Origin of the sequence: Streptococcus sp. KR (assembly GCF_002238115.1) — a bacterium.
Classification (GTDB): Bacteria; Bacillota; Bacilli; order Lactobacillales; family Streptococcaceae; genus Streptococcus.
The window spans coordinates 137,992-161,655 of the sequence record NZ_NGVM01000001.1 but is presented as its reverse complement, the minus strand read 5'-3'; the positions used below and the strand labels follow the sequence as shown (position 1 = coordinate 161,655).

Annotated in this window: 24 protein-coding genes and 2 pseudogenes; 3 read left to right on the top strand and 23 right to left on the bottom strand. The window is 39.6% G+C overall.

Annotation, left to right across the window (positions count from 1 at the left end):
- Positions 1-146 precede the first annotated feature (146 nt).
- A complete protein-coding gene (locus CBI42_RS00830; protein WP_094753017.1) occupies positions 147-2,462 on the top strand; it encodes a hypothetical protein in 2,316 nt (771 codons plus the stop codon).
- 177 nt (positions 2,463-2,639) lie between these two features.
- Here CBI42_RS00830 and nrdI read toward each other — a convergent pair whose 3' ends face one another.
- The 5 genes from nrdI to CBI42_RS00805 all read right to left on the bottom strand — a co-directional run bounded on the left by nrdI (position 2,640) and on the right by CBI42_RS00805 (position 7,332).
- Positions 2,640-3,104 carry a class Ib ribonucleoside-diphosphate reductase assembly flavoprotein NrdI gene (nrdI, locus tag CBI42_RS00825; protein WP_020901834.1) on the bottom strand — a complete coding sequence of 155 codons (465 nt, stop codon included), beginning with the start codon at positions 3,102-3,104 and terminating at the stop codon, positions 2,640-2,642.
- Between the two features lie 73 nt (positions 3,105-3,177).
- The gene (locus CBI42_RS00820; RefSeq protein ID WP_049493894.1) at positions 3,178-3,711 is read right to left on the bottom strand and encodes an ABC transporter permease; all 534 of its coding nucleotides are present in this window, start codon (positions 3,709-3,711) and stop codon (positions 3,178-3,180) included.
- 60 nt (positions 3,712-3,771) lie between these two features.
- Complete coding sequence (locus CBI42_RS00815; protein ID WP_033682432.1) at positions 3,772-5,058, bottom strand: response regulator transcription factor; 1,287 nt, start codon at positions 5,056-5,058, stop codon at positions 3,772-3,774.
- A gap of 11 nt (positions 5,059-5,069) precedes the next feature.
- Positions 5,070-6,740, bottom strand: a complete 1,671-nt coding sequence (locus tag CBI42_RS00810; protein WP_306425617.1) for a sensor histidine kinase — start codon at positions 6,738-6,740, stop codon at positions 5,070-5,072.
- The gene (locus tag CBI42_RS00805; protein ID WP_049493892.1) at positions 6,718-7,332 is read right to left on the bottom strand and encodes a YesL family protein; all 615 of its coding nucleotides are present in this window, start codon (positions 7,330-7,332) and stop codon (positions 6,718-6,720) included. The genes CBI42_RS00810 and CBI42_RS00805 overlap by 23 nt, the downstream gene beginning before the upstream one ends.
- Before the next feature lie 134 nt (positions 7,333-7,466).
- Here CBI42_RS00805 and CBI42_RS00800 point away from each other — a divergent pair, with 134 nt between their 5' ends.
- On the top strand, positions 7,467-8,036 hold the full coding sequence (locus CBI42_RS00800) for an MptD family putative ECF transporter S component (protein ID WP_049493890.1): 570 nt from the start codon (positions 7,467-7,469) through the stop codon (positions 8,034-8,036).
- A gap of 29 nt (positions 8,037-8,065) precedes the next feature.
- Here CBI42_RS00800 and CBI42_RS13450 read toward each other — a convergent pair.
- The 18 genes and pseudogenes from CBI42_RS13450 to CBI42_RS00700 all read right to left on the bottom strand — a co-directional run.
- Positions 8,066-8,457: pseudogene (locus CBI42_RS13450) on the bottom strand (hypothetical protein); the annotation flags it as partial.
- A gap of 16 nt (positions 8,458-8,473) precedes the next feature.
- Positions 8,474-9,718 (bottom strand): hypothetical protein, encoded by a 1,245-nt coding sequence (locus CBI42_RS00780; RefSeq protein WP_049488544.1) that lies wholly within the window; start codon positions 9,716-9,718, stop codon positions 8,474-8,476.
- Between the two features lie 184 nt (positions 9,719-9,902).
- Entirely contained in the window at positions 9,903-10,682 is a 780-nt protein-coding gene (locus CBI42_RS00775; RefSeq protein WP_256963618.1) for an Rgg family transcriptional regulator, read from the bottom strand.
- Between the two features lie 221 nt (positions 10,683-10,903).
- Positions 10,904-11,596, bottom strand: coding sequence for a methionine ABC transporter permease (locus CBI42_RS00770; RefSeq protein ID WP_000444647.1), 693 nt, complete (start codon positions 11,594-11,596; stop codon positions 10,904-10,906).
- 1 nt (position 11,597) lies between these two features.
- Positions 11,598-12,659: a methionine ABC transporter ATP-binding protein gene (locus CBI42_RS00765; protein WP_094753016.1), complete on the bottom strand. Its 1,062-nt coding sequence runs from the start codon at positions 12,657-12,659 to the stop codon at positions 11,598-11,600.
- Positions 12,652-14,025 (bottom strand): M20 family metallopeptidase, encoded by a 1,374-nt coding sequence (locus tag CBI42_RS00760; RefSeq protein WP_094753015.1) that lies wholly within the window; start codon positions 14,023-14,025, stop codon positions 12,652-12,654. The genes CBI42_RS00765 and CBI42_RS00760 overlap by 8 nt, the downstream gene beginning before the upstream one ends.
- 96 nt (positions 14,026-14,121) lie before the next feature.
- Positions 14,122-14,976: a MetQ/NlpA family ABC transporter substrate-binding protein gene (locus CBI42_RS00755; protein WP_000694523.1), complete on the bottom strand. Its 855-nt coding sequence runs from the start codon at positions 14,974-14,976 to the stop codon at positions 14,122-14,124.
- 153 nt (positions 14,977-15,129) lie between these two features.
- Complete coding sequence (locus tag CBI42_RS00750; protein WP_004254995.1) at positions 15,130-15,960, bottom strand: amino acid ABC transporter substrate-binding protein; 831 nt, start codon at positions 15,958-15,960, stop codon at positions 15,130-15,132.
- Between the two features lie 209 nt (positions 15,961-16,169).
- Positions 16,170-16,493, bottom strand: coding sequence for an AzlD domain-containing protein (locus CBI42_RS00745; RefSeq protein WP_000253937.1), 324 nt, complete (start codon positions 16,491-16,493; stop codon positions 16,170-16,172).
- Positions 16,483-17,178 (bottom strand): AzlC family ABC transporter permease, encoded by a 696-nt coding sequence (locus tag CBI42_RS00740; protein ID WP_000659743.1) that lies wholly within the window; start codon positions 17,176-17,178, stop codon positions 16,483-16,485. The genes CBI42_RS00745 and CBI42_RS00740 overlap by 11 nt, the downstream gene beginning before the upstream one ends.
- 240 nt (positions 17,179-17,418) lie before the next feature.
- Complete coding sequence (locus CBI42_RS12555; RefSeq protein WP_256963617.1) at positions 17,419-17,679, bottom strand: DUF308 domain-containing protein; 261 nt, start codon at positions 17,677-17,679, stop codon at positions 17,419-17,421.
- Between the two features lie 52 nt (positions 17,680-17,731).
- Positions 17,732-18,766 (bottom strand): annotated as a pseudogene (locus CBI42_RS00730) (MFS transporter); the annotation flags it as partial.
- A gap of 71 nt (positions 18,767-18,837) precedes the next feature.
- On the bottom strand, positions 18,838-19,503 hold the full coding sequence (locus CBI42_RS00725; protein ID WP_023948227.1) for a CPBP family intramembrane glutamic endopeptidase: 666 nt from the start codon (positions 19,501-19,503) through the stop codon (positions 18,838-18,840).
- Between the two features lie 242 nt (positions 19,504-19,745).
- Complete coding sequence (locus CBI42_RS00720; protein WP_049543148.1) at positions 19,746-20,609, bottom strand: Rgg/GadR/MutR family transcriptional regulator; 864 nt, start codon at positions 20,607-20,609, stop codon at positions 19,746-19,748.
- A 103-nt stretch (positions 20,610-20,712) separates the two neighbouring features.
- The gene (gene tsaD / locus CBI42_RS00715; RefSeq protein WP_094753014.1) at positions 20,713-21,723 is read right to left on the bottom strand and encodes a tRNA (adenosine(37)-N6)-threonylcarbamoyltransferase complex transferase subunit TsaD; all 1,011 of its coding nucleotides are present in this window, start codon (positions 21,721-21,723) and stop codon (positions 20,713-20,715) included.
- On the bottom strand, positions 21,713-22,150 hold the full coding sequence (rimI, locus tag CBI42_RS00710; RefSeq protein WP_094753013.1) for a ribosomal protein S18-alanine N-acetyltransferase: 438 nt from the start codon (positions 22,148-22,150) through the stop codon (positions 21,713-21,715). Before rimI ends, tsaD begins: the two co-directional genes overlap by 11 nt.
- A complete protein-coding gene (gene tsaB / locus CBI42_RS00705) occupies positions 22,147-22,830 on the bottom strand; it encodes a tRNA (adenosine(37)-N6)-threonylcarbamoyltransferase complex dimerization subunit type 1 TsaB (RefSeq protein ID WP_049543151.1) in 684 nt (227 codons plus the stop codon). Before tsaB ends, rimI begins: the two co-directional genes overlap by 4 nt.
- Before the next feature lie 104 nt (positions 22,831-22,934).
- Complete coding sequence (locus CBI42_RS00700) at positions 22,935-23,150, bottom strand: hypothetical protein (RefSeq protein ID WP_000282477.1); 216 nt, start codon at positions 23,148-23,150, stop codon at positions 22,935-22,937.
- A gap of 280 nt (positions 23,151-23,430) precedes the next feature.
- On the opposite strand from CBI42_RS00700, the gene CBI42_RS00695 reads away from it, so the two are divergent.
- On the top strand, positions 23,431-23,664 hold the full coding sequence (locus CBI42_RS00695) for a DNA-dependent RNA polymerase subunit epsilon (protein WP_000639572.1): 234 nt from the start codon (positions 23,431-23,433) through the stop codon (positions 23,662-23,664).

Here is a 23,664-nt window from a genome sequence, read left to right as displayed (position 1 = left end):
CTCACAGCTCACAGCTCACAGCTCACAGCTCACAGCTCACGCTGATTATGTAATCGGACGTGTTTTTTGTCAAGCACTAAAACAGGCTTTTTCACATTTTTGTGAAAAAGTTTGTCGTTTTTCCGTCTTAATAGAAGTTTTGAAAGGTGGTGGTTGCATTGCCTAAACAGAACTATGAGACAGAAAAACAAGGACAAATTGAATTTTTTAAAAATTTCAAGATTCCTTATTTAGAAGATAATTCGATATTAGTTAATAGTACAGATGGTGTTTATCACGGGAATATTTTGGAATTTAAGTTAAATATTACTAATACAGGTAAGGTTCTATTCCAGGCGATAAAGTATCTATCAAAATTAAGGGTGAAAGGGCAATCTGTTCCTGCGAGGATTTTACTAATTGACCTGAATGGTAGCAAAGTTTATGAATATCACTCAAAGGATTATTTAGAGGATATACAAACAATCTATATTGGTTCAGCTTCAAAAGATAATGATGCTTTTTCAAAAGATGTCACCCCTCACGCTGTTTATGACTACTCTAACCAAGTTGATGCTGATAAAGTGAAGAAACTGCTTATCAACAAGGTTGAAAATATAACAGATTGGTATGTGCCTATTGATATTGATGAAAATTGTATTGTTGGTTGGGCTGAGAGATACTATCGAGAAATGCCAACTGCTAAAAAAGGGGATTTTTTAGGAGATGGTACAGGTAAAATAAATATTAACGGTGAAATTAGAGACCCCAGACACTTTAAAGGCTTAATAAATAGCTACCAACATGCAACTAATACAAAATTTAAATATCTTATGGACTGCCTTAATGATAAGCTTAATAAAAAAGATTTGGGAGCGTATTATACACCTAAAATTTACTGCCAAAAAGCAGTTGAACTTGTAAAAGAAGCAGTCGCTAAAGTCCCAGATGGAAATGACTACGTTATCATAGACCGATGTGCTGGTACTGGAAATCTGGAATCTGCTCTAATTGGGGAATTTGATAAAAACGGTGAGGAACTGATTTCACATTGCGTGATCAGCACTTATGAATATTATGAGTACAAGGTACTATCTGAAAGAATAGGTGATAGAGTAAAGAATATTATTCCACCAACAGAAGCAAATGTTATCTATGAAAACGGTAAAATCAGCAATGCAGATGCAATGACAAAAGATTATATTGAAAATCCTTTAATTATGCAGTATGTAAATGATGATAAATACACAATAATACTACTTGAAAACCCTCCTTACGATGATAGTTCTTCAATTCGTGCTTATTATGACGAAGAAGGAAATAAACATCGTACTGGAAATAAAGAATCTTTTGTTTATACACAAATGAAAGATGCAAAAAATACATTTAGAAACAGTAATATTAGTTCTGTTAGAGACTTTGCTAATCGCTTTATTTGGTCTGCTTTTAAATATTATCTTAGGCAAGATGCAGATAGCTATATTGTATTCTCTCCTGTAAAATACTTTAAATCTATTGGACTAATAGACAAACCTCATCATCGTTTTGAAAGTGGTTTTCTTTTCAACAGAAAACATTTCCATGCTAGTCCATCAGCTATTAGTTGTGTTCTATGGTCTTATGGGAAAAATAACCCTCCTAAAGATTTTGTATTGAAGACATACGATATTGATAAAGATGGCCAGTTAATACAATTAAATGATTCAACTGTAAAAGAAATTAACAGCCCTTTCTCTTCATACAACAAGAGATATATAGGTAAATCTCATACAATTGTCTCTTGTGACAGTCAAGGGAATCCAGTTGTTAGAAAGCAAGATACTATTAGTTACAATGATTCAAACGTTCTCGGTTATTTTTGTCAAGGTTCTGCTTCGTTTCATTTAGGAAGATTGGCTTATTTCAATGGGAGAGGTATGTTTATCACAAAAGATAACTTTGAAAAAGTCTGTCCATTATTTGCTACAAAGATGTTTCCTCAAAGCTACTGGTTTGAAAAAGATTTTTACTTTACATCATCTGATAGAGGTAATGACTATCTTATGGATAAAGAATTTTTAAAAGCTAGTCTTCTTTATACTTGTCTATCACACAAAAATAATTGTTTATCTTTTGAAGGGCAAGATGGGGTTTTTTATCGGAATGAGCTTTGTCTTGATTTCCCTGAATCAAAAACAATAGCATTTCAAGCATTACAAAACTATCAGCTAAATGCTGATGAAAAAAAATTGCTAAATTTATGGTCGCTTATTATGAGTGAAGTGAAGGGGTGTGATGAATTTTCACCTCAAAACACTTACGGAACTTATCAAATTGAACAACAGTTAAATAAATCTTGGACAGAAGGGGTAGGAAAAAATAAGACGACCATCTATAAATATCCTATTTTAAATAGTTATATTGTATCTCTAAAAGAAGAACTTAAACAATATTACAACTCCTATCTTTTACCAAAGATTTTTGAATATGAATTACTTAAATAATTAAAAGACGATTTCCGCTTGGAAGTCGCCTTTTTTGATATTCTTGAAAATACTATATCTTGTGTCTAGTGTAAACTGATATATAGTTCACAAAAATTTTATAGGTAATTTTCATCTCTGCTATAGAGGGGGATATAATAAGTTCTTTCTTCTAATGATTGAAAGATTGGTTTCAGCTTAACTTTCCAACTCATACAAATCTGCGATAATCGCTGCGACACGTTTGATATCTCCCAGCATACCTCGCATTTCAAAATCAGCCAATACAGGGAAGCCAAAACGTTGACTATATTGCTTGGCTGTCAGGCAGTATTGGTTATTAAAGTTACGATTTCCTGAACCAACCACACCAAAACACTTACTAGCATTGTCACCATAGGCGATAAAATCTCCCACTGGTGTCGTCAAAATCTCGACATCTCCGTTATCCACGCCATTCCCACCTTCTAGGTAAGTCGGCAAAAAAGCAACATAGGGATGGTCCATTTCATAGAAATCTTGGCCTTCTTTGACCAAATCCTTGATATGAATCTTTTGAACCTCAATTCCCTCGTACTGGGACAAGAGATAGTCTTTCAAGCGCGTCACAAAACTCTCCGTATTTCCGCTCAGACTGATGTAGACCAAGGAAACTTTTTTCATGTTCTCCTCCTTTTTTTAAATCATAAAAAATAACTACCAAGATTGTATCTTGATAGTTATGCTTTGTCAACTCTTAGGCAAGTTCTTCCTCTTCTTGAGTTTCTGTCAATTCTTTTTGCTGACGCCACATTTTATAGAAGACAATTGCTAGGAAGATAACATTGAGTACGATCCCAAAAATAGCAGAACCTTTGGCACCAAGCTCCGCTCCCATACGGATGTTAGGGTCTGTAAAAAGTAAAACCGCATCCTGAACGCCGATAAAGTTGTAGATAGAACCAACGATGGCAACGAAGACATAAGCAAGATAAGTGTAGTTAGCCAATTGGATGTTTTTACGAACAAGGAAAACCAAAGACACAACCACCAGAATAACAGATAAGACAACCAAGAGAATGTTGAAGATAGAATGACCATGCTCCGATACCTTAATGGTGTAAGCAACGAGCTCCTTAGCATAAGTAGCATTAACACCTGATGCTGATGTTTCTAGATTGTTCATAGCCTCCGCAGTAGGTACTGGAGATATGATTCCAAATAGTGACATTGCTGAGAGTAAGGCTGAAAAAATCAGTAATACCCATAGATAAATCGGTTTCTTTTTCATGATAGAACCTCCTGATATTATTATTGATATTATAGCACTTTTTGTAAAGGGATACAAATATTATAGTGTAGTTTCTACCTGTTTTCGGTAGGCTTTTGGCGATTTTCCGCACAATTTTCGGAACACTTTATAGAAATATCCAACATTACTGTAGCCAACAGCATAACAAATATCTTCGATACTGTCACTGGTTGAAAGTAAAAGTTGCTGAGCAGCCTTAATGCGTTGTTTGTTTAAAAGCTCTGCGAAGGTCGAATTGGTTTCTCGCTTAATCAACTGCCCCAGATAGACAGGATTGATAAAGAGATCCTTACTGATATCCTTGAGAGAAAGTTCTTTCTGATAATCACGCCCAATGACTTCTAGCACACTAACCACATTTTCATTCATACGATATTGCCCAAAGAATCGAGTCAGAGTTTCCTTGATATAAGGAACCAATTCATCGAAGGTTTGAATAGCATGAATCGTTTTGACAATATCCGTCAAATCATCAGCCTTTAGATGTTCAAACAAATGAAAGACATCCATGACAAACTGGATAAAAAGCTGTTTGGTAATCGGAACACGCGGCGTATTTTCAAGAACCACCTTCTCCAAGAGATTTAACTCTTCTACGATTTGATTGAGATTCCCCTGAATGATAACCCTATAAATCGGTTCGTAGTAGGCAAAGAGACTCTCAGACCGTTGTAGATTTACAGAGCCGTAAAAGAGGGCTTTCTCAGCATTCAGCTTCCAGCGTTCAAAGTGTTCTTGATAGGGAGCTTCAAAGGGAGTAACGACTAAACCATCTAGGGGTTGGTCAGAAATGAAAATCTGCCAGTCTTGACCCAAGACATAGTAGGGAATGGTGAAAGAGCCTTGTTTCTCCTTGGATAGGCCTATCCACCAATTCTCCTTACCTCCTAGATAACTAACAAATCCAGCCTCGTCTAAATCTTGACTGAGGATCTGACTTTTCTTTCCTCTCTCGCCGAGCTGACCTGCAATCTTCTCCAGCAGATTTCCCAACTCTACCTTATCAACAGGTTTGACCAGATAGTCCACCACACTAAGGTTCATTGCTCTTTTTACATAATCAAACTCCTGATAACCTGAGAGCAGGATATAGGCAGCATCTGGTAAGATTTCTTTCATCTCCCGAATCATATCAAGCCCTGTTTTGTCGGGCATATTGACATCGGAAATGACTACATCGACGGGATTTTTCTGAACATATTCTAGGGCTTCATCGGCATGACTGGCTGTTGCGACGACCTCCATATCCCACTTATCAAAAGGAATCAAACGTTTCAGACCTTCTGTCACCATGTACTCATCATCTACTAATAATACTTTATACATTTTCTCCCTTTCTACTCATCTTGAATTGTAATACGATACTGAACACCTGCTTGCTCCGCAGACTCTATAGTAATGGCATAGCGATCCCCAAAATAGAGCACAAAACGCTCATGGACATTGACAATCCCGATAGACTGCTTTTGTTCACTATAACTGGCTTGGTGTTCAAAATGTCTCTGCCTTAACTTTTCTCGGATATCGACCAGCTTTTCAGTCGACATTCCACGGCCATTATCTACCACCAAAATTTCTACAAAACCAGCCTGTTTAAGCGCCTTGATGCTAATCACATTATCTGTCCGTCTGTGGTCAACACCATGCGCGAAATAATTTTCTACCAGCGGTTGTAAGGTAAACTTAGGAATCTTCATATTCTCTAACTCTGGGTCTATCTTGAAACCATAGGCAATGGACTTGGGATAACGAACCATGCAAAGATAACTATATTTACGACAAAATTCTAATTCCTGCTTGAGAAGAGTTTCTCTTTCGTCCGAAATATTATTACGCAACAGGCTACTGAACTCATAAATGATATCTGCCAACTCATCTTGACTTTGCATGACTGCGTACATGCGCAAGAACTCCAGCGTATTGTACATGAAGTGAGGGTTGATTTGCGCCTGCAAGGCCCGCATATTGGCATCTTTTTGACTAAGCTCTAACTGATAAATATCATGGATATTCTTTTCCAATCGATCCAACATATCATTGGTCGTCTCCGCGATTAGGAGCAATTCCTGATCCTTTTCAAGTGTGTCAATACGAAGACCTTCCTCTCCTTGGGCAATAGCTTGGATGGAATCCACTAAATCCACTACCTGCTTTTGATAATTTGAAAAAGTCTTCCTCAAAGTCAGATAGAGAATGACAATAAAGAGAAGGCTCAAACCCACAATCAAAGCAGAGCTGGCAACTGTTCCTTGTAAAACAAAGTTTTTAGGAACTGCCACCTGAACCTGATATCCATGAGAAGTCATACCAACAAACCAGTTCTCATGTTCCCTATTGACCCTCTCACCAATATGAAAAATCTCCGTATCAAATGGTGATGTCACAGTAACAGCCATCGGAATATGACCTCGGGTATTGTCAATGGCATGATATAAAACTTCTGGATCCAAGGAGATGTATATCACTCCTATAGATTGATCCGTTGCTGGATCCAGAACTGGAATTCCAAAACTATTGGCCTCTGGTTTAAAGGCCTCAGCTGGCAAGACATGACCACTTCTTTTATCCCTTGTTGAAACATAAACTTCTTTAAAATCCTGCAAGACGATTGCAACACCCGTTATAGAGTCATTTTGGACATAAAGATCATCAATGTTTTCATACAGAGAAATAGAAGTTGACGAAGCTGCTTGATGCTCCAACAGCCAATAAAAATACTCAGAAGTTGACAAGCTAAAGTACTTATAAACCCCTTGTATCCGGTCTTGATTGGCTACCAAATCTTGCGCTAGCTGGGCTGACTCGCGATAATAATACTCTACCTCATCGACTGTTCGAGTGGTTACACGTTGGGCTACTCTCTGGGCTTCCTTTTCCCGTGAATCCCAGTCAGCGTAAGAGAGTAAGATTGCAAAACTCGCAATAATAATCATCATAACTGAACTGTAGGTTCTTAGAAGCGTATGTAGCCAAAACTGCTTCATTCTATTTTGTCGCCAATTTTTCATGGATACTTTCATAGACCGGTTCCAACATATCACTGATAAAGAAATGCCACATCCCAATTCCTACAAAGAAAAGTAGGGCAGGCATATAGTAACCAATTGCCACAAGTAGCACTGTCCCAAGGAGAACCTTGGCCACAGGCGCTAAGCTCATAAAGATGCCAATCAAGGATAGTTTGAGACTATTTCGATAAGACAAGTCAAAATAAACTTGTAATTTCAAAGATACTGTATAAGCCAAAAACAGCAGGGCAACTACTAGAACATTCAAAAAGGTCGCAATCAAATGAATAATAGTCTGATGAGGCAATTGAACCAAGAGATACAGGCCATAGACCAAAACTAGATCCACCCCTAAAAAGCTATAGAAAATCAGATTGCTTGAGACGAAATTTTGCTTATAAAGAGACCACGCCTCCTTCAAACTGTATTCCCGAAAGCTGTAACCATGTTCTGCATATAGGCTCATCAAGGTGGCACTAGCCGGCGCTAGACCAAGGATAATCCCTCCTACCAAGGTTAATAGCCAAAAGAAGGCTGTCGCAATCATCCCTAAAAAGAAACGATTAAAGACAAAGTCTAAAAATCTACCCATGATATCCCCCTAAAAATAACTATGAAACTATTATATCATATTTCAAGCGTTTTCAAAAACTTCTAGTATCCATTTACAATCCCATAAAACCGTGGTACAATGAGAATTGTGAAAAAATTATCAGGAGACAATTCATGAAAAAATCTATCTTAACTACACTGCTTTTTGCAGTTCTTTACTTCCTCTGCATGGGGATTGGTGTCCTTTTGGGCAATTTCTTTGACCAAGCTGGAAACATGTTTTATGCGCCTGCCTTTACTGCCCTTTTCGGCGGTAGCGTCTATATGATCCTAGTCGCAAAAGTTCCGCGCTTTGGAGCCATTACCACTATCGGCCTTGTCATTGCCCTCTTTTTCTTGGGAACTAAACACGGTGCCGGTGCCTTCCTTCCTGGAATTATCTGTGGTCTCCTAGCAGATGCAGTAGCTAGCCTCGGAAAATACAAGGACCAAACAAAGAACTTCCTTTCTTTCATTCTCTTTGCTTTTAGCACATCAGGACCAATCCTAATCATGTGGATTGCGCCCAAAGCCTATATGGCAACCCTTCTAGCAAGAGGAAAATCCCAAGAATATATCGACCGTATCATGGTTGCGCCAAACCCTGGAACCATCCTTCTATTTATCGCAAGTATTGTCATCGGAGCCCTATTAGGTGCTTTGATTGGACAAGCCTTGAGTAAAAAATTTGCGCAGAAAATCTGATTACTAAAAAAGAGCCACACGGCTCTTTTTTATTTATGGCTCAAGACTTAGTCAAGAAATCTCCCAAGAATTGGATTGCAAAGATAATCAAAATGATAATGATGGTTGCCAAGATGGTCACATCGTGATTGTAGCGGTTAATACTCAATGAAAATCAAAGAGCAAACTAGGAAGTTAGCCGCAGGTTGCTCAAAGCACTGCTTTGAGGTTGTAGATAAGACTGACGAAGTCAGTTACATATACCTACGGCAAGGCAACGCTGACGTAGTTTGAAGAGATTTTCGAAGAGTATAAATCCATAAGCGATGGCTACGTTACCCATACCACCAGTTCCAACTGCCCCGGCCATAGCTGTTTCCCCAACAAGGGAAATCAAGGTTACAGTCGTCACACGAATCACATCTGGAAGGTCTTCTAGTAAGCTTGAGCTTCCTAGGTTAAAATTTTTTACCTGAAAAACTTCCTTTTTCTAGGGATAAAATCAGCCCTATCACACTCACTACCAAAAACACCCACCAACAAAGTCTGATATCTTGTAAAGCTAAGAAGGAAAATACAGACATTCCCAAGGGTAATGTTAGGGAAAAAATCATACTCAAGAGATTATTACTTCTAGCTAATACATCCGCACTCAAATTAGACAGTAACAGAGTATCTAATTTAGGCATTGATTTCGACATCAAATACATGACAAAGGCTAAGCAGGCAACACCTACTAGAGGAGAAAACTCTAAAATATTAGCAGTATCCAGCAAGACAAACAGAATTGCATTGAGCGATAACAAGCTTGAAAAAGACAATTTCCCAAAATAATCATGGGGAGTTAGGCTACCAAGAATAGCTCCTCCCAAGCTAACACATTCAATTAAAAATAGGGCTTGAGCATAGCTGAGATGATAGATAGTATGGTCTAATAAATAAAAGTGATAAATACCTCCAATAGCTCCTCCCAAAGTATTCATTACCAAAATGACAAGGATCATTTTAAACAATGATTTACTTTCTCTCTGCCTAAAGATATCATCCATGTCCGCATAGATTGCCTTAACTTGTTGGAGTAAACTAATCGACTTATCCTCTACACTTACAGACAAATACGTCAATTCTCTTCTATTTTTGAACAAAATAAGAGAAGATAGTAAAAAGAAGCCAGCGTTCACAATTGCAACAAAAGAAAAATTTTGATGACTGGTTGTGAGTAACCATACTCCTAAGGCTTGACCTCCTAGATTTGATAAATAGGAAACAAACTGAGTAAAGGAATAAGCTTCATAGAGCTTATCTTCCGAAATATTATGCTGGATAATCGGCATACGAAGGCCTGCTGTATAATCCGATAAAATATCCGAACAGATGTTAACCATACAGATAAAAGCAAACGTTACGAAGTTCTGGTCATGAATCACACTAGCAATCAAAAGAAATAGTAGACTTTGCACACAACCAACCCAGATAATTGTCCCTGCTTTATTCCGAGTATGATCAGCCTTAATCCCAACATAAAAAGTAAATAGGAAAGGTAAAATCGTAATCATATTCGCCATAAATACAGCTATATTTTTAAAGGGTAGACTCGCAGCATAAACGATAAATACCAGATTATAAATATAAGCTCCACTTGAGCTCAAAAACCTTGATAAGGTCAGTATTCTAAATAAATGATGTCTTAAGAATAGTTTCATAACAGGCCTTTCTCACATTTCAAAGAGTATTCTATTGAATTCAGTCTAACAAAAAAAGCGGGACTCCCCACTTTTTTGTAATATATTTTTTCTGAAAATAGGAACTCTAGCTCCTAGATACTGCTATTTATCACTCCATCTACAAACCCATTTATTTTTCATCAGTCGATGTAATTGGAATATATTACAAATCTTTATTCGAGAGCTGACTTGCAAAATAGTTTTCATAGTATCTTGCACCATCTACATACTCTAAATCTTGTAAGATTGTAATGCCTCTTTGGATTTTTTCAAGCCCCTTATTTTCTACTTTAAAAATAGTATCATAATACCCTTTAGCAATCATATAAATGATTTTAAGATAAGCTTCAGATTCTGGTAAATCGCGGTTTTCAACCTGAAAGGTAAAATAGTCTGCTTTTAATTTATCCTTTTCCTCTATCGCTTTAAAGAGTCCATTAATTAAAATGGTATCAATAGCGACTTTGTTACTAGGTAAAGAGCCTAATAAATCCGTCTTTTGCAACATCTCCCTAGAATATTTAAAATAGAGGGGCAGAGGGAACAAAGTAGAAATCGTTGAAAATAGTTCTAATTCATAATTTCCCCAGATATCAATAGTAAAAAAATAGTCATAGAGAAAAGTCAGTTCTTCATCCGTTGCTCGTATTTCTGAATCAAAAAACACAAGAAGGCTTTTGATACGAATCATTTGTAAAAGATAGCTTGTTTTAGCACTTGATCTGTACTTTTTAGTCGTCTCTTCATACAAGGATTGGAGAGAATCAATCCCTTCTCTGTCATATAGTTCCCAGAGATTTTCTTGAAAAGCCAAAATCTGTTTCTGAGAAAAACCACGTACCAAGTACATAAATTCATTCAAGTCAGAGTGGATGTTATCTAAGGCAGTAATCAATTTCATAGAGGATAAATCTGCTTCTCCACGCTCAAATTTGCTCAGCATGGAATAAGTAAACTCTCCTCCCGTCGCCTCCTGGAGAGATATATTCCGACTCTTTCTCAATTCTTTAAAAACTTCTCCCAGATTTTGCATATTGACTCCCCACAATTCTTAACTCTCTTACTCTTAAAAGTAACGGTTGATAGCAACTAGTACAGAGAATTTTAAGTCTTGACTATAACGACAACTCCTATGAATTGATGTACAGATGGCCTAGCTCTTTTTTATTTATGGCTCAATTTTTTGGTCAAGAAATCTCCCAAGAATTGGATTGCAAAGATAATCAAAATGATAATGATGGTTGCCAAGATGGTCACATCATGATTGTAGCGGTTAAATCCATAAGCGATGGCCACGTTACCGATACCACCAGCTCCAACTGCACCGGCCATAGCTGTTTCCCCAACAAGGGAAATCAAGGTCACAGTCGTCACACGAATCAAATCTGGAAGACCTTCTGATAGGTAAACACCCACGATATCCCAGAATGTCGCTCCGCTCGCTTGAGCTGCCTCAATGACACCGCCATCCAGTTCAGCCAAGACAACCTGTACCTGACGGGCAAAGAAGGCAAAGACTGCAAAAGATAGCGGTACGATAGCCGCATTTGGTCCGATACTTGTTCCTACGATTAGATGAGAGAAGGGTGACAAGACTGCCAAGAGAATGATGAAAGGAACCGCACGGAAAATGGAGGTAATTTTGTCTAAAATCCAGAAAACGACTTTATTTTCCAAGACACCACCTGGCGCTGTCAAGACAAGGAAAAGACCTGCAACTAGTCCCAAGAAACCTCCGATGATGAAGGAAAGAACTGTCATATAAAGGGTTAGGTAGATGGCTGTTCCCCAGCCTGCTTGACCAGCCCAGCCCATTTTATAAACATTTGGTAAATAGGTTTGAATCAATGATTCCATCTTACTGTCCTCCCTTCAATACTTTTAGCTGTACGCCTGCTTGACGAATGGCTTCTTGGGCACCTACCAACGCTGCTTTTTCACCTGACAAGACCACCACCAATTCTCCAACAGGAGTTCCATCGAGGATTTCGATATTTCCATAGAGGATATTAGCCGTTACTTGATAATACTTGTACAATTCATTCAAAAGTGGCTCGTCTGTTGAAGCTCCAGCGTACTTGAGTTGCACTAAGAGACTGTTTTCAGACAAGTGTTCCACGATTTCTTGCTTCTCAATCTTGACCATGGCTTCATCAATACCTGTGGCTGTTGAGATAAAGTCCTGGGTCAAAGGTTGTTTAGGGTCTGAGAAGATTTCAAGGACACTGCCCTCTTCAATCAAATACCCATCCTGCATAACTGCCACACGGTTGGCAATGTCTTTGACAATCTGCATTTCATGCGTAATCAAGACAACAGTCAAGCCTAATTTTTGGTTCAAATCTTGCAACAAGGCCAAAATCTGCTTGGTCGTCTTAGGGTCAAGGGCAGACGTTGATTCATCTGAAATCAAGATTTTTGGGTCATTGGCTAAGGCACGTGCAATGGCCACACGCTGTTTTTGCCCTCCAGATAGTTGTGAAGGATAGTTTTCAGCACGATCCGCCAAGCCAACCAAGTCCAACAACTTAGCTACTTTAGCCTTCTTTTCTTCCTTGCTGAGTCCAGAGTGCTTAAGGGCAAAGGCTACATTCTCCTCTGCTGTCTTTTGGCTCATGAGGTTAAAATGCTGGAAAATCATTCCGATATCCTGACGTTTACGACGCAACTGCTCTGCCGTCAAGGTCACCTTGCCGTCAAAAATCACATCGTCGTCAATGGTAATTTTCCCTGCAGATGGTTTTTGCAAGAGGTTAATCACCCGTACAAGGGTTGATTTCCCTGCTCCAGAATATCCAACGATTCCGTAGATATCCCCTTCTTGGATGTGAATGGTCACATCCTTGACCGCTGTGATAGTTCTCTTCTTTTGGTGAAAAGTCACATCGATCTGATCTAACTTGATAATATCTCTACTCATAGCTTCTAATCAGCTCCTCTACTAATTCAATATGGGTGTAATAATCGGCGATTCGCACATTTTCATCTCCACCGTGGTCTCGGCTATTGGCATTTCCTAGACCGAAGGCTACCATAGGCACCTCTAGGGCATCAAAGACCGTATGCATAGGCCCTGTCCCCGCTGTTGTCGGCAAGACTGAAACGCCCTGTGGATAGAATTTCTTGGCCAACTCGATTACGTTGAGAATGGCTGGCGCACTCATATCACTTCGATAGCTCATCTCTCCCAAGGTATAGTATAATTCTACCTTATCAAAGCCATTTTTGTCTAGCTGTTTCCGAATTTTTTCCAGAACATCATGCGGTTCTAAGCCAGGAACCAAACGAACTTCTAACTTAGCACTGGCTTCTGCTGGCAAAATCGTTTTAACACCTTGTCCTTGATAGCCTGACTGAATTCCTTCGATATTAAGGGCTGGCTCAAAAAAGAAACGTTTTAGAAAGGCTGCGCGGTCCTCTTGTAAGAGAGGCAATTCCAAACCATAAATCTGGCTGATTTCCCCTGGATTTCGTTGGGCATAGGTATCCACTAAGGCCAATTCACGTTCATTTGGTTCTTGAACTTCTTCGTACAAACCTTCAACCAAGATACGGCCATCTGCGGCACGAAGAGACTGTAGGGCTTGAAGGAGATACCAAGGAGCTGATTCCACAACCCCACCATAACTCGAGTGGATATCCACATCAGCACTTTTCACCTTGGCATCAAAGGTCACAATCCCCTTATTTCCACCAGAAATTTCCAGCTGTTCCAAGGCATTTTTGGTCCCTTGTTCCCAGACCAACAAATCTGCGCCACGGAGTTTATCCGCATGTTTTTCCAGATACTTATCCAGGTCTGTCGAAGCCGATTCCTCCGCTCCCTCCATGATAAAACTGATATTGACAGGCAGGTCATCGTGGTACTGCATATATTTTCTCAAAGCACTCAAACGAGCCGTGATATGACCCTTATCATCGTCAACCCCACGCCCATACATGAAACCATTGCGCACTGAAAGAGTAAAGGGATCCTCTGTCCAGATCTGATCCCCATCCGCTGGCACAGTGTCATAGTGGTTATAGAAAATCAGGGTCTTGGCATCTGGACGCGAACTCTTGAAATGTGCCATGACAAAAGGCGCCGTATAAGTCTCATCAATATCCACTTCAGCCCCCACACGCTTGAAAATCTCACCCAGATAGTTGGCAACTTCTTTGAGACCCACCTGTTGGGCAAAGACCGACTTCTTAGAAATCAAGGTACGCAAAACCTCAAAATAATGCTGGGCTACATGATCCTTTTCAAATTTTTCAATCTGTTCTTGTTCGCTAGGAAAAACCATATTCTCTCTACCTTTCTATGAACTACTCTTCCTGACAATCCATGCTTTATACAAAAGCAAGAGGTGGAATTTTCTCTCCCACCTCCCTGTTTCTTATTACCAAACTGGTTGATCCAAACCGTCTGATGTTTCTTCGATAACTTTTTTCACGTCATCTGTGTGGTAAGCTGCGATCACTTTCTTGATAGCATCAGCCTTAGGTGATGTTTCCCAATCTTTTTTCGCAACGATGATGTTGTACCATTGTTTTGAATTTTCATCAGCTTGTTCTTTGAAAAGTGCTTTCTTGTAGTCCAATTTTGCTTCTGTAACGAAGGTATTGTTTACAACGGCAGCGTCAACTGATGACAATGAACGAGCTGTTTGGCTAGCATCCAATTCAGTAATTTTCAAGTTCTTTGGATTTTCTTTGATGTTAGCAACTGTTGCAAGAGCAGTTCCTGAAACGTCCAATTTAATCAAGCCAGCTGATTGAAGCAAGTAAAGCGCACGGCTTTCGTTTGTAGCATCGTTCGGTACAGCGATTTCTCCGTTTGCTGGGATGTCTTCTACTTTAGTGTACTTGTTGTCACTTCCATTCAAACCTGAGTAAAGACGGATTGGAGAGATGTAAGTATCTGCAATCGCTACAAGGTCTTTCCCGTTTTCTTTGTTCCAGTTGTTCAAGAAGTTATAGTGTTGGAAAGCGTTCAAATCTACTTCGCCATCAGCAGTTGCCTTGTTTGGTTGTGAGTAGTCTGTGAACTCCGTAAATTCCAAAGTGATACCGTCTTTTTTAACCAATTCTTGGATTTTGTCCCAACGTTTTTCTTCAGAACCGCTACGGTTAACAGTTGCGATTTTGATAGTTGTTGCATTGTCTGCTTTCTTTTCTGAGTTTCCGCAAGCTGCAAGAGCCAAACCTGCGACTGTAGCAAGGGCTGCTACACCAAGCCATTTTTTAATTTTCATGATTCTTTCTCCTTAAAAATAATACCGTACTAGTATCTCACAATTTGTTTGATTTCACAAATTGTTATTATGTAGTCAGATATATAGTTTAAAACTATATCCCTAAAAACCGAGAAATCACCCACCTGATTCAGAATGGATGATTTCAAAAAATTATTTAATATCAGCTTCTGCTGGTAGATAAGTGTCTCCGAAGAATTGTTTAGACAATTTTTCAAGGGTTCCGTCTTTGTAGAGTTCTTGGATACGTTTGTCTACAAATGTTTTCAACTCATCTTGACCTTTAGCAAGAAGTGGGTAAACATAAGGTTGTTGGTCGCTTGGAAGTTCGATCACTTTCAAGTTGTCCAAACCTTGGTCCTTGATGACTGTTTCAACACCGATTTTATCAAAAATCTTGTAGTCAAACTGGCCATCGCTCAAGCGTCCCATGATTTGTTGGAAGTCTGCTTTAGTATACTTTAGGACAGTTGGATTATCTGAATGTTGTTTGTTGTAGTCTTCTAGCTGTTTAGCAGATGTTGTCCCTTGAACAACTTCTGTTGATTTTCCACCGATATCATCAAGCGATTTGATGCTAGGGTCATCTTTTTTCACTACAAGAACGTTAGGGTTTTTAGCAGTTGGAGCTGCATAAAGGTATTTTTCAGCACGTTCTTTAGTGTAGCTGATGTTGCTAACAGCCATATTGTAACGGTCGGCATCAAGTCCTGCAAAGACTCCTGACCACTCTGTCTTCTCAAACTTGACATCATACTTGTCAGAGTCTTTAAAGATAGCGCGAACCACTTCAATTTCGTAACCAGTCAATTCGCCATTTTCTTCATAGTTGAATGGTTTTGGTGTAGCATTAGTTGCAACGATAATTTCTTTCTTGCTAGCTGCTTCTCCTTCTTTCTTAGCACCACCTGAGCAAGCTGCTAACACACCTGCAGCAACAAGGCCTAAGGCAGCAAGAGATGAGTATTTAACGATTTTTTTCATGTCATTTCCTCCAAAATAGAATACCTTATAATCTTAACAGAAAAAGAGCATTTACGCCATTATATGATATCTATCTCTGTGATAGGTTTTCTTTATGGCTAATTTATACTCAATGAAAATCAAAGAGCAAACTAGGAAGCTAGCCACAAGCTGTACTTGAGTACGGTAAGGCGACGCTGACGTGGTTTGAATTTGATTTTCGAAGAGTATTAAAAGACCAAACGCAAGACTGCAGTTAAGACCACTCCAAAGAGAACTGTTCCAACTAGATTGCGGTAGCGAAAGGCTACCCAAGCCGTTGGAAAGACTGCTAAGAAGTCCAGCCATTTGATTTGAGGAAGACTCCCAACCTTGCCTGTCACTACGCTTGAAAGAATCAAGGCAAAGATAATAGAAACAGGCAAGAATTTCAAAAAACGCTCAACGATTGCAGGCAAGCCCTTATACTTGACCAAGATGAAGGGAATCATACGGGGAATCCAAGTCACCAAGCCAGAGAAAATAACTGCTAATAAAAGATACTTACTGACCATCTAAAACCACCCCCATTGTACAACCTAGCAAGGTCGCAAACAGAACAGCTAGCGACTGAGACACCACTGTTAAGAGTAAAAAGAAGGACACCGCAACAACTGCTAGGATAATGAGCAGATTGCGGACAGGAATCCGTCTTTGCATAATCTGGAATTGCGAAGCAAAAATTCCAATGAACATCCCAACCAGGGCAAAATCCAAGCCAAAGATTTCTGGATTTGGCAGCAGACCACCCAGAGCCGTTCCGACAACTGTTCCCACAAACCAAGCCACATAGCTGTTGAGATTGTTTCCGTGCATCCACATAGGATTGACCTTGTCTGTATGGGCTAACTCGCCCATCAAAACGCCATAAGTCTCATCCGTCAAGAGACTAGACATACCGATATTTTGCCAGAGACTGGTATGACGGAAATAGGTTGACGCATGCAAACTCAACAAAAAGAGACGCAAATTAATCAAAAAGACCGTCATAGCAATAGCTGCCACAGGTGCTTGAACCGCAATCAGTGCCAACATGGCAAACTGGGCGCTCCCAGCATAAACAAAGAGGCTCATCAAGCCCATCTCAACAGGTGTCACATAGGGCGCACCAATAATCCCACAGGCCAAGCCAATACTGACATAACCAAGGGCCGTTGGCATGGCCGCCTGCGCCCCCTCCCAAAATCCTTTTTCTTTCATCTTTCTCCTCATATTGTCTTAATAATACTCAATGAAAATCAAAGAGCAAACTAGAAAGCTGGCCACAGGTTGCTCAAAACATTGTTTTGAGGTTGCAGATAGAAGCTGACGCAGTTTGAAGAGATTTTCGAAGAGTATAAGTAGGCTGAAAAGGCTCCAGCCATAGCATGGACTATTATAACACATTCAGGAAAGAGAAAAAAGTCTGCTGATTGTAATCAGACAGACTCCATTTTATTCTTATTTAATCTTGAAGAATTGAACAATTGCCACAATACCTTGATAAATAAAGACAAAGGCAATGGTGTAACTAATATAGAGACCGGTCATCAATGGGTGTCCCATCATGATTAAACCTGCTACGATTCCTAAAATCCCCATCCAAACTAGAGGGGTACCTACCGATTTATCCGTCTTACGAACCTTGAAACCAACGATAGTTTTTGTAATACCATTTGTCAAGGCCCATAAAGAAATGATAAATGGTACAAATGTTACCATTTCAATAAAGCTACCTGAGAACAAGGTAAGAGCGAGGATGAGGGTAACAATTCCTCCAAATAAATTCCAGCCATGCTTTTCTGAGGATACCTGCGAAAAAGGCATCCAAGGCACTAAAGATAAGAATCCAGTCAAAACGAACTGCCACAAAGCCAACTAAAAGGAGTAATTGGATAATAAGCGAGGCATATAGGGCTAGTTTTATGGAGATTGTATTCTTCAGATAGCCACTCACAAGGCTTCCGACAATAAGGGCTGACAATTCAAGGGTGGATAACAAGGCAAGAGATTGACCTGTTTGTAAATTCAAAAAGGGCTGATTCCTCAAAAACAGAGTAGAAACAGGAACTGTAACATTTATCACTGCTTGACTAATAGAGATAATAAACAAAACCAAGAGCACCTTATTCATATTCCATATCAATTTTGATGATTGGAGCAGATGCTGGCAAAAGGATTTTACAGAGAGTCCTTCTTGATAGCTAATCGTTTTTTCTACTTTCAAGAGGTCTGTTTTTATGAAAAGAATACCTAAAAATGCGATTAAAAAGGTCAGAGCATTCAGTAAGGAAATAGACTGGATAGATAGAATACCTAGTAAGACTCCTCCTAGAATATTACTGATTGTTTTCACTAAACTAACAGTTGACTGTTTAAATCCAATAGCTTCTGCCAGATGGTCTTGCCCAATAATTCTAATGAAAATCGGAGTGAGCATGGCGCCTGAAAAATAACTCAATGTGTCAGATAAGAGGTTAATCAGACAAATAAATGCTACTAATAACAAGGAAAAGGACTGCCCTGAAAGTGATAAAGAAACGATAGAGTAAAGCAAAAATTTTGCAAAACTAATCATTGTATATTTTAGGACACGATGATGTTGAAAATCCGCCAAAACTCCCAGAAAGATTTGCAGAACTTGAGGAAGGGTTTCTGAAATCGTGATCAGTAAAATCGCCAAAGGGGCAAAAGATGCATCTGCCACATAATTCAAAAAGGCCAGATAAAAAATCGTATCCCCAACCGTTGAAATCCACTGGTTGATGGTTAATTGCCTAAAATCTCTATTTTGAAGAAATACTTTCATCACAACTCCTTTTTGAATTCAAATGGGAATCTTTCCCCAAGGATAGACCACGATACTACTAACAACCAAAATTACAGTAACATCAAAAGCTGACCAATGCCATTGTAGACTATATGCAATCCAATAGGCCAATAAATTGACTTTGTTACTCTAAATAAGACTGCAAATATAAGGCCGCCACCCATATAGTAGACAAAGTCTGTCAAGACCCAACCATGACTACTAATGTGCAAGATTCCAAATAATATAGCTGATCCGAGTACATCCAGTCCCCATTTCTTCCCTTTTTCCAGAGCAGTCATCACTAATCCACGATAAATCATCTCTTCAAAAATGGGGCCTGCAATCACAGGATAAAAAAAATACATCAAAAATGCCGTAGCTCCTGTAAAAGTAGGAGCAGCATGTTGATAAGAAATTTCATTTCGAGTAGGTGGAAAAATAAAAAATGTAACAAAATTCCAAATAACAAAAGCAAGAAGAGCTAGAAAAGAATAGAAAAGATAGGACCCTTTAAACTTTCTACTATTGATTTGTTGCCATCTCCCTGACTTAGTCATAGCAAAAAAAGCAAGAAGAACTACAAGAAAATTCAACATCATATCCGACAAATAGTAGGCAAAGTCAGATAGACCAGTAACAAGGTTGCTGCGTAAAACTAGACCACTGAACTTCTGGTCAGCAATAACTAGTAGAAAAGCTATAAACAAGTAGTAGCGTGAGATTATCTTTTTCATTCTATTTTCTCCTATACTATGAAATAAAGATAGTATAACACGAAAATTAGCTTATTTTAGAAAATCGCATATTTGACATTTTTTCTTGTAGCAATTTCTTATTTGCGATTTTGGTAGATTTGATTATTTCCCTGCTATAATAAAGTTATTACTAACAAGGAGGGATATAATGATGAAGAAAAGAAAAATCCAACTGATACTCCTGCTTATTTCGGAGTGGGTGATTGTCTTCCCGTTTCTAATTAATCGATAAGTTCTTTGTATTGCTGAAAACGCAATTCGAAGAGGGCTAGCAATTGTGGATTTTCTAATACTTGCAGAGATTGGATAAAGTGTTCAATCTCTTTTTGATTGCTTCCTTTGGTTTGAAGAAAGACACTCATTTTCTTTAAAAATTGCCACGATACTTTCTCAAAAACATCGTACGGACGCAACATGCTCTCCAACTCAGTTTCAAAGATTGGGATGTATGAGAAAAGTTTTCGCTCCATGAGTTCTGATAAGATATTTAAGAGTCCTTGCTTCATATACAACCGATTATGTACCAACTCCTTAAATTCTTTAGACTTCTCAATTAAAGCGGTCGATAAAAATATCAAATCTTGATTGCTCAAGAAGGGCATGGTATTGCAAAAGAGATAGAGTTCAAACCAGGTCCAAGACTCAATAGCATAGAGATAGATAGTCAAAAACTCGCTATCTTCTTTTACTAATGGATAGTTCTTATTTAAGGAATGGAGTGCGTTTTTAATTACAATGGCATTCAAACGACGATAGGTCTCTGCCATCTGTTCTTGCTCGACTTCCTCCAACAGTTGCTCTAAACCAGCTATATCTTGGTGGGCAAAGCGATCCACAACCTTTCTACCAATCTGCATATGTAGGGATTCTTGATAATTGTTTAGCTTATGACCAAACTCATCAAAATTCATATTGATCCCTTGGATGGCTAGGATCAACTTATCCGCAGATAGCATAGACTGCCCTAGTTCAAACTTGGACAACTGAGAGGCTGTTAGACCAGCACAAGCCACATCTGACTGCTTGAGCTTTCTCGCCAAACGTAATTCCTTGTAAAATTCTCCCAACTCCATTCTCTCAATCATCTCACCACCTCCTATTTTTTATATAGTATATCATTATTCACAATTATTTGTCAAAATATTCTGACATTTAAGAGAGCAAAAAAGCCAGCCCTAAGCTGACTCTTTATTCCATCGTATCAAAAGCAAGACTTGGTTTGGCATTGAGGTCCAAGTTTGCAAAGTTTTCTTTGTTCCACTCGCTGACGCTAGCATAGGCAATCATTCCTGCATTGTCTCCGCAGAGGCGCAGAGGTGGAATGATGACCTTGACGTCAGTGATTTCAGCCGCTAGGCGTTCTCTGAGACCTTTATTGGCTGCCACACCACCTGCCACGACAAGGGTTTTAACAGGATATTTCTCCAAAGCCTTCTTGGTTTTGGCCATAAGAATATCCAAGACAGCTGCTTGGAAGGAAGCACACAAATCTTCTGTGGATAGATTTTCTCCCTTTTGCTCGGCATTGTGGTGAAGATTGATAAAGGCCGATTTCAAACCTGAGAATGAAAACTCCAGATTATCTTCCTTAATCATGGCACGAGGAAAATCATAAATATCCTGTCCCTGATGAGCTAGCTCATCAATCTCACGACCTGCAGGATAGGTCAAGCCCATGACACGACCGACCTTATCATAAGCCTCACCAACCGCGTCATCTCTCGTTTCTCCAACAATCTTGTAATCACCAGCCTCCGAAACATAAACCAACTCTGTGTGTCCACCGCTGACCAAGAGGGCTAGTAAGGGAAACTCCAAAGGCTCCACGCTCTGAGCTGCCATGAGGTGACCAGCCATGTGGTTAACAGGGATAAGTGGAAGTCCATGTGCCCAAGCAAAGGCCTTAGCAGCTGACAAGCCAACTAGCAAGGCTCCAACCAAGCCCGGTCCATAGGTAACCGCCACAGCTGTTACATCGTCTTCGGTAATCCCTGCTTCTGCTAGTGCCTCCTCGATACAGGCTGTAATGACCTCGACATGGTGACGACTGGCTACTTCAGGCACTACGCCCCCAAAACGTTTGTGACTCTCAATTTGACTAGCAATGACATTGGACAAGAGCTCATCGTCGTTTTTCAAGACGGCAACACTGGTCTCATCACAGGATGTCTCAAATGCTAAAATATATCTATCCTTCATCTATTTCTCTCTTCATGATGATGGCGTCCTCGACTGGATCATGGTAGTAGGCCTTTCGCTCAGCGATGACCGCCATCTTTTCTTTCTTGTAAAATGCTTGCGCTCGATGATTTGACCTTCTGACTTCGAGGAAAATCTCCTTGTCTGTCGGCAATGTTGCAAACAAGGCTGACGCAATTCCCTGACCCTGATAAGCTCCTTTGACAGCGATTTGCAGGACTTCTGCCTCAAAGATATTTTCCTGCACAGCTAGAAAGCCAATCACTTCTGCCCCATCATAAGCCAGAGCATACCAAGTCTGGCCTTGGGACAGATCTGCTTGGATTTGTTCCAGCGTCCAAGGACTGACTGGGTAAACAGCTGCCATGACTGCGTAGATGGCTTGAGTCAAGTCAGGTTGCTGTTTGATTCGTTTGATTTCTATCATAGGCGTTTAATGTAAGACTCGCCAGACTCGGTGTGGTTCTTGAGCCAGTTTTCCTCAGCCTCAACACGCTTGAGGTAATTCGGCACAAAGTCATGCAAGGAGTCTGCTTCCTTGTCCCAAGCCAAAAGAGCAAGATTGGCTGCATTAGGCAAGGTTTCTTTGTAATTAGTCCTTGGCAAGTGTTCTTGAATCTGCTCAACAAAGGGGCCAACTTCTCCGACAAAGGTTACCTGACTAGCACCCTTGATTAACTCAATCACTCGCTCAAAAGGCAGGTGCGCTTCTGGCATGACAGGCTGGGCATTTTCATAAAACCCTGCATACACATTGTTGCGACGCGCATCCATCAAAGGAATAAACAAGCCTTCTTGCTGGTAGGGCACCAGAGCCAAGAGGCTAGACATACCAACCAACTCGATGTTCAGAGTATGAGCAAGCGTCTTGGCAGTTGCTACCGCAATTCGCAATCCTGTGTAGCTACCAGGCCCTTCAGCTACCACGATTCGGTCCAAATCCTTGGGTGTCCAATCTAAACTTTCCATCAAAAAATCGATGGCAGGCATAAGGGTAATACTGTGATTTTTCTTAATATTAATCGTCGTCTCGGCAAGAACCTGCTTGTCCTCTAAAATGGCGAGAGAAAGAGCCTTGCTGGACGTATCAAAAGCTAATACTTTCATAACACATTCCTATCTTTTTGTCTGCTTACTATTATACTACAAAAGCTGGCACATGGGAATTTTCTTTATCCCCAAACAAAAATGCCCCAGCATGAGCAGGGCATCTAAGCATTTAATCCAAAGTAAAATACAAACCAAACGACATAGGTTACGAGGAGGAGAAAAAGCGAGTAGATAGTCACAAAGGTAATTTTCCACAAGAACTTGGTTTGTCGTCGTTCCAGTTTGGCAAATAGAAGATTCCCCGCATAAACGCAAGCAACAAAAACAATAAAAGCTACCAAGCGAGCTCCGATAGCAAAAGCAAATAAGTTATACATAGGGCAACCTCCTTTACTTAAAATCTATAGTGAATTAAGACAAACGATAAATTCCACTTCCATTTTCAAAATAACATATTTTCTTTATTTTTGCAAACGATTACCAAAGAAATCGTCCTGTGACTTTCTTCATTTCGGCCTTTTACTAATCTTTCATTTTGTGGTATAATTGAAATAATTGTAACGAATCAAGGTCAATCTAGACACAAAATGGAATGAAATCAAGCAAATCTATGCTAAAAGTTTGGAATAAGCTGACCTGTAAATAGAAAGGAACTATATGATTTACAAAGTTTTTTATCAAGAAACAAAAGAACGTAGCCCACGTCGTGAAACAACACGCGCACTTTACCTAGACATCGATGCCAGCTCAGAACTTGAGGGACGCATCGCTGCTCGCCAACTTGTCGAAGAAAATCGCCCAGAGTACAATATCGAGTATATCGAACTCTTGTCTGACAAATTGCTAGATTACGAAAAAGAAACTGGCGCCTTCGAAATCACGGAGTTCTAA